Here is a 6,655-nt window from a genome sequence, read left to right on the forward strand (position 1 = left end):
CGCAGCAGGAGAAGTTGGTCCGGTACCTGAAGAAGATGGCCGTCGACCTCAGCGAGACCCGCGCGCGGCTCACCGAGTACGAGGACCGTGCGAGCGAGCCGCTCGCGATCGTCGGCATGAGCTGCCGCTACCCGGGCGGCGTGATGTCGCCGGACGAGCTGTGGCAGCTCGTGGCGGACGGCCGCATCGGCACGGCGGCGGAGTTCCCCGGCGACCGCGGCTGGGACGTCGAGCACCTCTACGACCCCGACCCGGACCACACCGGCACGTCGTACGCTCGCGGCGGCGGTTTCGTCGACGGCGCTGGTGACTTCGACGCGGAGTTCTTCGGCGTCAGCCCGCGTGAAGCGGTGGTGATGGACCCGCAGCAGCGGCTGCTGCTGGAGTCGGCGTGGGAGGCGTTCGAGGACGCCGGAATCGACCCGACGTCCCTGCGCGGCAGCGACACCGGGGTGTTCTGCGGTGTCATGTACCAGGACTACGGGTTCGTCGCAGGGCAGAGCGACCGGCGTCCCGAGATCGAGGGCTACCTGACGATCGCCTCCGCCGGCAGCGTCGCGTCCGGACGGTTGAGCTACACGTTCGGGTTCGAGGGCCCGGCGGTCAGCGTGGACACCGCGTGCTCGTCGTCCCTCGTCGCAGTGCACCTGGCGAGCCAGTCGCTGCGGGCGCGGGAGTGCTCGATCGCACTGGTCGGCGGCGTCACGGTGCTCGCGCGGCCGAGCGTCTTCATCGAGTTCAGCCGCCAGCGCGGTGTGTCGCCGGACGGGCGCTGCAAGGCGTACGCCGCCGCCGCCGACGGTGTCGGCTGGGCGGAGGGCGCCGGGCTGCTGGTGCTGGAGCGGCTGTCCGACGCGCGGCGCAACGGGCACAAGGTGCTCGCGGTGATCCGCGGCAGCGCGGTCAACCAGGACGGCGCGAGCAACGGCCTCACCGCGCCGAACGGTCCGTCCCAGGAGCGGGTCATCAGGCAGGCGCTCGCGGACGCGGGTCTGAGGGCCGCCGACGTGGACGCCGTCGAAGGGCACGGGACCGGGACGCCCCTCGGTGACCCGATCGAGGCCAAGGCGCTGCTGGCGACCTACGGGCGGGAGCGCGAGAACGGTTCGCTCCGCCTCGGCTCGGTCAAGTCGAACATCGGCCACACCCAGGCCGCGGCCGGAGTCGCCGGGATCATCAAGATGGTCATGGCGATGCGGCACGAAGTGCTGCCGCGCACCCTCCACGTGGACGCGCCGTCGCCGAACGTCGACTGGACCGCCGGTGACGTGCGGCTGCTGACGGAGGCCGAGCCGTGGCCCGCCGGTGAACGCCTTCGCCGCGCCGGGATCTCGTCTTTCGGCGTGAGCGGCACGAACGCGCACGTCATCCTGGAGGAACCGCCGATCGAGGCGGTGTCCGCAGAGCCTTCCGCGCCTTCGGCGGCGGTGCTGTCCGCTGCCGTGCCTCCTGCGACCGTGCCGGTGCTGCTCTCCGCGCGCGGTGAGGCGGCGTTGCGCGAGCAGGCCGACCAGCTGCGGGCGTTGCTGATCGCCCAGCCCGAACTTTCCCTGCTGGACACCGGCTTCTCGTACGCGACCACCCGTGCGCACTTGGAACGGCGTGCGGTGGTCGTGGCAGGTGATCGCGGCGAGCTGCTGACCGGGCTCAAGGCGCTCAGCGCGGCGGAGCCGGCGGCGAACGTGCTCGAAGGGCACGTGATCGGCGGCAAGGCGGTGTTCGTGTTCCCGGGTCAGGGAGCGCAGTGGGAGCGGATGGCGGTGGAGCTGCTGGACTCCTCGCCGGTCTTCGCCGAGGAGGTCGCGGCCTGCGGCAAGGCGTTGTCCCCGCACGTCGACTGGCAGTTGGAGGACGTGCTGCGCGCTGCGCCCGGCGCGCCTTCGCTGGCACGGGTGGACGTCGTGCAGCCCGCGTTGTTCGCCGTGATGGTGTCCCTCGCCCGGCTGTGGCAGTCCTACGGCGTCGTGCCCACGGCCGTCGTCGGGCACTCGCAGGGCGAGATCGCGGCGGCGTACGTGGCGGGCGGTCTGTCCCTTGAGGACGCCGCACGGGTCGTGGCGCTGCGCAGCCGTGCGATCGGTGAGCGGCTGGCGGGCCACGGCGGGCTGGTGTCCGTCGCGCTGCCGGTGGAGCGGGTCGAGGAGCTGATCGAGCCGTACGGCGGCAGCGTGTCCGTGGCGGCGGTGAACAGCCCGGCGGCGGTGGTCGTGGCGGGTGATCCCGGTGCGCTCGACCGGCTGGTGGAGGCCTGCACGGCAGACGGCATCCGGGCCAAGAAGGTGGCCGTCGACTACGCGTCGCACTCGGCGCAGGTCGAGGCGATCGAAACCGAACTGCTGGACGTGCTCGCGCCCATCGCGCCGCGCTCCGGCGGTATCCCGTTCTACTCGACCCTGCGGGGCGGGTTTGTGGACACCGCCGAGCTGGACGCCGACTACTGGTACCGCAACCTGCGCGGCCGGGTCGGTTTCGAGCCCGCGGTCAGGGCGTTGATCGGCAACGGGGTGAACTGCTTCATCGAGATGTCGCCGCACCCGGTGCTGACGATGTCGGTGGAGGACACGATCCAGGACCTCGACGCGGCCGAACGGGTTGCCGCGGTCGGCACGCTGCGTCGGGGCGAAGGCGGGCCCGAGCGGTTCGCGACGTCGTTGGCGGAGGCGCACGTCGCCGGTGTCCCGGTCGACTGGAAGGCGTTCTTCGCGGGCAGCGGCGCGCGGCGGGTCGACCTGCCGAGGTACGCGTTCCAGCGGCAGCGGTACTGGCTGGTGCCCGGCGTGTCCGGTGACCCGGCCGCTGCCGGTCTGGGGCGGCTGGAGCACCCGGTGCTGGCCGCGGCGGTGCAGGTCGGCGACCGGGACGAGTGGCTGTTCACCGGCCGGATGTCGGCCGAGGCCCAGCCGTGGACCCAGGACCACGCCGTGTTCGGCATGGTCATCGTGCCCGGGGCCGCGCTGGTCGAACTGGCGTTGACCGCCGGTCGCCAGGCGGGCTGCCCGGTGGTGGACGAGATCGTGCTCGAAGCGCCGCTGATCCTGACCGACGACGCCGCGCGGCAGGTGCAGGTCACCGTCGCGCCGGCGGACGAGGACGGCCGCCGGCCGGTGGCGATCTACTCGCGCCCGGAGGCCGCCGGAGCCGACGGCGAACGCGAGACCACGTGCCACGCACGCGGGTGGCTCGTTGCCGACGCGCAACCGTCCGTACCGTTCCCCGCGGCGTGGCCGCCGGCGGGCGCGCGGGCGCTCGCGGTCGATTCGCTGTACCCCAGGCTGGCCGAGGTCGGCTACGACTACGGCCCGCTTTTCCAGGGCGTGCGCGCGGCGTGGCGGTCCGGTGAGGACCTGTACACCGAGGTCGTGCTGCCCGAGGACACCGGGGGCGGGGGCGCCACATCTCCTCTTTCCCGGCAACAAAATCCGGCTTCCCCTTCATCCCCGACGCCGGGTTCACTTTCGGGTGATCTCGGTGCCGTGGTGCGGGGGTTCGCTCTTCATCCTGCGCTCTTCGACGCGACCCTGCACGGCGGCCTGATCGAGAAGGAGGCCGGGTCCGGTGCGGACCTGCCGTTCTCGTGGTCCGGGGTGCGGTTGGGGCAGCGGCCGTCCGGTTCGCGGGTCCGGGTGCGGATCAGCCCGGCGGGCGAGTCCGCGATGCGGATCGACGTGGTCGACGAGACCGGGTCGCTGGTCGTCGCGGTCGACACCATCGCGGTCCGCCCGGTCGACCAGGCCCAACTCGAAGGCGCGCAACGCGGACAGCAGCGCGCGCTGTTCCAGGTCGAGTGGGTCACGGTCCAGGACGTGAAGCCGTCCGGAGCGGCGGAGATCGCGGTTCTTGGCGGGATGTCGGCAGCGGGCGAGCGTTACGCGGATCTCGCGGAGTTGGAGCGGGCGCTGGCGGGCGGTGCCACGGTGCCCGACGCGGTGCTCGTCACGATCGAGCCCACCGCGCAGTCGGACGACGCCGCAGCGGCCCGTGAGGTCGCCGGGCGGACGCTCGACCTGCTGCAACGGTGGCTGGCCTGCGAGTCGCTGACCGACGCACGACTGGTCGTGGTGACGCGGCGCGGTGTCGCGGTGGGCGACGAAGCCGCGAACCTGGCCGTCACGCCGGTCTGGGGCTTGGTGCGCAGCGCGCAGTCCGAGCACCCCGGCCGGTTCCTGCTCGTGGACCTCGACGGCGAAGACGGCGAAAAGGACGGAAAGGGCCGAGAAGGCGAAGAGCCGGACTGGGCCACGGTCGTCGGGCTGGACGAGCCGCAGGTCGCGGTGCGCGCCAGTGGTCTGCTCGCGCCGAGGCTCGGACGGGCCGCCGCGGAGTCGACCGGTGGCGCGTGGCGGCTGGCGAGCAAGCGCAAGGGCTCGCTGGAGGACCTGGCGATCATGCCGTCGTCGGGGGAGCGGCCCCTGGGCGTCGACGAGGTGCGGGTGGGGATCCGGGCCGCGGGCCTGAACTTCCGGGACGTGCTGATCGCTCTCGGCCTCTACCCCGGCGACGCGCCCCTGGGCAGCGAAGCGGCCGGTGTGGTGCTGGAGGTCGGCTCCGGCGTGACCGACCTCGCGATCGGCGACCGGGTGTTCGGCCTGGTGCTGGACGCGTTCGGCCCGGTCGCGGTGGCGGACCGGCAGACGATCGTGCCGATGCCCGAGGGCTTCTCGTTCGCCGAGGCGGCGGCGTTGCCGGTGGTCTACCTGACCGCGTACTACGGGCTGGTCGACCTGGCCGGTCTGAAGCCCGGTGAACGGCTGTTGGTGCACGCCGCTGCCGGCGGTGTGGGTATGGCGGCCGTGCAGTTGGCCAAGCACTGGGGTGTCGAGGTCTTCGCGACCGCGAGCAAGCCCAAGTGGGACGCGGTGCGGGGGTTCGGCATCCCCGACGAGCGGATCGCCTCCTCGCGTGACCTCGCGTTCCGCGAGAAGTTCCTCGAGGTCACCGGCGGCGAGGGCGTCGACGTGGTCCTGGACGCGCTCGCGGGCGAGTTCGTGGACGCCTCGCTGGACCTCCTGCCGCGTGGTGGCCGGTTCATCGAGATGGGCAAGGCAGACCTGCGCGACCCGGCGACCGTGGCCGCCGACCACCCGGGCGTGCGCTACCGGTCCTACGACCTGATGGAAGCCGGACCCGAGCGCATCCAACAGATGCTGCTGGAGGTCGTCGCGCTGTTCGAGCAGGGCGCGGTGGACCACTCGCCGATCCGCACGTGGGACGTGCGGCGCGGGCGGGAGGCGTTCCGGTTCCTGCGCGAGGGCCGCAACACCGGCAAGGTCGTGCTCACCGTCCCCGCGCCGCCGGACCCCGACGGCACGGTGCTGATCACCGGTGGCACCAGCGGTCTCGGCGCGCTGTTCGCCAAGCACCTCGCCGAGCGGCACGGCGCCAAGCACCTGCTGCTGGTCAGCCGGCGCGGCCCGGCCGCCGAGGGCGTGCCGGAGCTGGTCGCCGAGCTGGCGTCGCTCGGCGCGGAGGCGACGGTCGCGGCGTGCGACGTGTCCGACCGCACCCAGGTCGCCGCGCTCCTCGGTGCGCTGGAGCACCCGCTCACCGGGGTCATCCACTCGGCCGGTGTGCTGGACGACGGACTGATCGAGTCGCTGACGCCCGAGCGGCTGGAACGGGTGATGCGGCCGAAGATCGACGCCGCACTGCACCTGCACGAGCTGACCGAGGGCATGGAACTGTCGGAGTTCGTCGTGTTCTCGTCGTTCGCGGCGCAGATCGGCAACCCCGGCCAGGGCAACTACGCCGCGGCGAACACGTTCCTCGACGCGCTCGCCGCCAAGCGCCGCGCGGGCGGCCTGGTCGCCACGTCACTGGCGTGGGGCCTGTGGGGCGACGCCACCGGCATGACCGGGGACCTGGACGACAACGAGATCGCCCGGTTGGAACGGCAGGGCTTCGGCGTGCTGTCCGCCCGGCTCGGTCTGGAGCTGTTCGACCAGGCGCGCAAGCTGGACGAGGCGCTGTTCGTGCCGATCCCGCTCGACCTCGGCGCACTGCGGGGGCAGGCACGGTCCGGCATGTTGCCCGCGTTGCTGCGCGGGCTGGTGCGCGCACCGGCACGACGGGTCGAGTCCGCGGGCGGCTCGCTGGCCGAACGACTGGCCGGCGTCGCGCCGAACCACCGGGAACGGGTCGCGCTCGACCTGGTCCGCGCGCAGGTCGCGTCCGTCCTCGGGCACGCCTCGCTCGACGCCATCGAACCCGACCGCGCGTTCAAGGAGCTGGGCTTCGACTCGCTGGCCGCCGTCGAGCTGCGGAACCGGCTCACCCAGGCCACCGGCCTGCGGCTGCCGACCACGCTCGTCTTCGACCACCCGAACCCGCTCGCGGTGACCAGGTTCCTGATCCCGATCGCCATGCCGGACGCCGCGCAGCCGACCACCGAACGGCGGTCGGAGGAGGACCAGATCCGCGACGTGCTGACCTCCATCCCGATCGGACGGCTGCGCAAGGCTGGACTGCTCGACACCCTGCTCGACCTGGCGGACGGCGACGAGGCCGACGACTCGACCGAAGAGGACGTCGAGTCGATCGACGACCTGGACGTGGACGCGCTCATCCGGATGGCCCAAGAAGACGTGTCATGACCCAAGACGCGAGAAAGCCTGGCATGAGAGAGATCGAGCACGTGGTCGCGGCTTCGCGTCCGGAC

Annotated in this window: 1 protein-coding gene; it reads left to right on the forward strand. The window is 72.6% G+C overall.

The features are described from left to right. Positions 1-14 precede the first annotated feature (14 nt). Positions 15-6,590: a type I polyketide synthase gene (locus ACRAKI_RS15170; RefSeq protein WP_447008427.1), complete on the forward strand. Its 6,576-nt coding sequence runs from the start codon at positions 15-17 to the stop codon at positions 6,588-6,590. Positions 6,591-6,655: the final 65 nt, after the last annotated feature.

The organism is Saccharothrix isguenensis (assembly GCF_052936305.1).